Origin of the sequence: Mesorhizobium sp. M7A.F.Ca.US.005.03.2.1 (assembly GCF_003997795.1) — a bacterium.
In the GTDB taxonomy this organism is placed as follows: Bacteria; Pseudomonadota; Alphaproteobacteria; order Rhizobiales; family Rhizobiaceae; genus Mesorhizobium; species Mesorhizobium ciceri.
Genome location: NZ_RZRP01000821.1, coordinates 1 through 2,789, shown reverse-complemented (window position 1 = coordinate 2,789; position 2,789 = coordinate 1). Strand labels below are relative to the sequence as shown.

The following is a 2,789-nucleotide window of genomic DNA, read 5'->3' as shown; positions in this document are numbered from 1 at the left end:
ACCTTGCCGTCCTCGGAGGTGACCGACACCTTGCCGGCGGCGAGCACCTTGCCGGTGCCGCGGAAACTGTCGATCTTGTTCTTCTTGAACAGGAAGGCGACGCCGTTGACGTTCGACGACACCGTCGCATCCTTGTGCGCCATCATCTTCTTCAGGTTCAATTTCGGCGCCGATATCTCGACGCCGAGCGTGTCGAAGGAGTGGCCGGCCTCGGCGAACATCTCGGAGGCATGGAGCAGCGCCTTGGACGGGATGCAGCCGATGTTCAGGCAGGTGCCGCCGAAGGTCGCGTTCTTCTCGACCACCGCAACCCTGAGCCCGAGTTGCGCCGCCTTGATGGCGCAGACATAGCCGCCGGGTCCCGATCCGATGATAACGACGTCATAAGCCATGATACTGTCCTTCTGTTTTGAGCATGATGCCGAAAAGTGTGACGCGGTTTTCGGATAACATCATGCTCGATCTGCTTGAGAGCGCTCAGCGGCCGCCGCTTACATTCAGGATCGCGCCCGTCGTATAGGACGCGGCGTCGGAGAGAAGATAGAGAACCGCGCCCGCGACTTCATCCACTGTACCGGCTCTTTTCATCGGCAGCAGATCGCGGAACCGCTCCACCCGGTCCGGCTGCCCGCCGGAGGCGTGGATGTCCGTGTCGATGATGCCCGGCCGCACCGCATTGACGCGGATGCCTTCTAGCGCCACCTCACGGGCGAGCCCGACGGTGAAGGTGTCGATGGCGCCCTTGGAGGCGGCATAATCGACATATTCGCCCGGCGAGCCCAATGTCGCCGCGGCCGACGAGATGTTGACGATGGATCCGCCCGACCCGCCATGACGGGTCGACATGCGCTTCACCGCCTCGCGGGCGCAGAGGAACGAGCCGACGACATTGATGCGCATCATGCGCTCCAGCCGCGAAACATCCATCTCGTCGACGCGCGCCTTGACGTCGACGATGCCGGCATTGTTGACGAAGGCATCGAGCCGTCCATAGGCGCGGTCGACGGCCTCGAACATGGCCACGATATCGGACTCCTTGCCGACATCGCCCTTGACCGCGAAAGCCTCGCCGCCGGCGGCCTCGATCTCGGCGACCAGCGCCTTGGCGGCCTCCTGGTTCGAAGCGTAGTTGACCGCGACCCGGTAGCCGGCCTTCGATCCGAGCCGGCAGATCGCGGCGCCGATGCCGCGGCTGCCGCCGGTGACCAGCAGCACCTTTTGCGTCCCGCTCATTCCTGGCATCCCTTCAAGGCAAACACATCCCACGGCACTTTCGAAAATCCGCTGCCGCCATAGGCGCTGGATTGGCGCAACGCCGGCCCGAGGTCCGGCAGGATCAGCGTCTTCGGCGCTTCGACGCCTTCAGCCGGCAGCAGTCCGATGTTGCCGTTTTCATCCGCCGTGTAGATGACGCCGTGCCAGGGCGTGCAGGCGGCAAGCTCCTCGCCGGTGACGTCGCCCTCGGGGCATTTGTGCATCAGCGCGCCGTTCGGCCGCGATACGCCTTCATTCCACATGACGATGCCGTTAAGCACCACATTGTTGTCGAGGATCATCCGGAAGCTGTTGGTGACGGTCGCCGAGGTGCCGGTCGGCGTGAAATCGATCTCGCTGCCGCTCTGGGCGTCGCCATAGACAGCGAGTTCTATCGGGCAGGCGGCATGGGCGCCGGCAGCGGCCAGCACCATGCCGGCCGCGATCGATGCGATCGAAAGCACCTTGGAAAGGCTAAGGGAACGGGTCGTCATTCTGCCGCGCAGATCCCTTCCTCCGGCACACATTCCAACAGCCGGATCAGCACCAGACCTCAGAGATCAAGCACCAGCCGTTCCGGATCCTCCAAGCTTTCCTTGACGCGCACCAGGAACGTCACCGCTTCCTTGCCGTCGACGATACGGTGATCGTAGCTGAGCGCCAGGTACATCATCGGCCGGATGACGATCTGGCCGCCGACCACGACAGGCCGGTCCTGGATCTTGTGCATGCCCAGAATGCCCGACTGCGGCGCGTTGAGGATCGGGGTCGACATCAGCGACCCGTAAACGCCGCCGTTCGAAATCGTAAACGTGCCGCCCTGCATGTCGGCGACCGACAGCTTTCCGTCACGCGCGGCGATACCCAGCCGGCCGATGTCCTTCTCGATCTCGGCGATCGACATCTGGTCGGCATTGCGCACCACCGGCACGACGAGGCCCTTTTCAGTGCCGACGGCGACGCCGATATGGGCATAGTTCTTGAAGATGATATCGGTGCCGTCGATCTCGGCATTGACCGAGGGGATTTCCTTCAACGCGTGCGTGACGGCCTTGGTGAAGAAGCCCATGAAGCCGAGCTTCACGCCGTGCTTCTTCTCGAACACGTCCTTGTATTTGGTGCGCAGCGCCATCACCGCTGACATGTCGACCTCGTTGAAGGTGGTCAGCATGGCTGCGGTCGACTGCGCTTCCTTGAGGCGGCGCGCGATGGTCTGGCGCAATTTGGTCATGCGCACGCGCTCCTCGCGCGATGCATCGTCGCCCGAGGACGGCGCCCGCACGGCAACCGGTGCCGGTGCTGCTTTCGGCGTCTCGGCCGGCTGCGACGGCGCGCCCTTGGAGATGGCGTCGAGCACGTCACCTTCCAGCACCTGGCCGCGCTTTCCCGAACCGGAGATCTGGTCGACCGAGAGATTGCTTTCGGCGATCAGTTTCGCCGCGGCCGGTGCCGGTGGCATGGTGCGCGGCTCGACCGGGCCGGCATCGCCGGCGATCTTGGCGGTCTCGGCCGCGGCCTGCTTGCCGGTCGATGCC

At 64.1% G+C, this 2,789-nt stretch carries 4 protein-coding genes; all 4 read right to left on the bottom strand.

Features of this window, described 5'->3' with window-relative positions; translation table 11 throughout:
- The coding region (locus EN991_RS30905) for an FAD-dependent oxidoreductase (RefSeq protein WP_127370174.1) at nucleotides 1-392 on the bottom strand (392 nt) is incomplete at its 3' end.
- Nucleotides 393-477: 85 nt separating this feature from the next.
- A complete protein-coding gene (locus EN991_RS30900) occupies nucleotides 478-1,233 on the bottom strand; it encodes an SDR family oxidoreductase (protein ID WP_013528853.1) in 756 nt (251 codons plus the stop codon).
- Nucleotides 1,230-1,748 (bottom strand): hypothetical protein, encoded by a 519-nt coding sequence (locus EN991_RS30895; RefSeq protein ID WP_127370173.1) that lies wholly within the window; start codon nucleotides 1,746-1,748, stop codon nucleotides 1,230-1,232. Before EN991_RS30895 ends, EN991_RS30900 begins: the two co-directional genes overlap by 4 nt.
- Nucleotides 1,749-1,807: 59 nt before the next feature.
- The coding region (gene odhB / locus EN991_RS30890; RefSeq protein WP_127370172.1) for a 2-oxoglutarate dehydrogenase complex dihydrolipoyllysine-residue succinyltransferase at nucleotides 1,808-2,789 on the bottom strand (982 nt) is incomplete at its 5' end.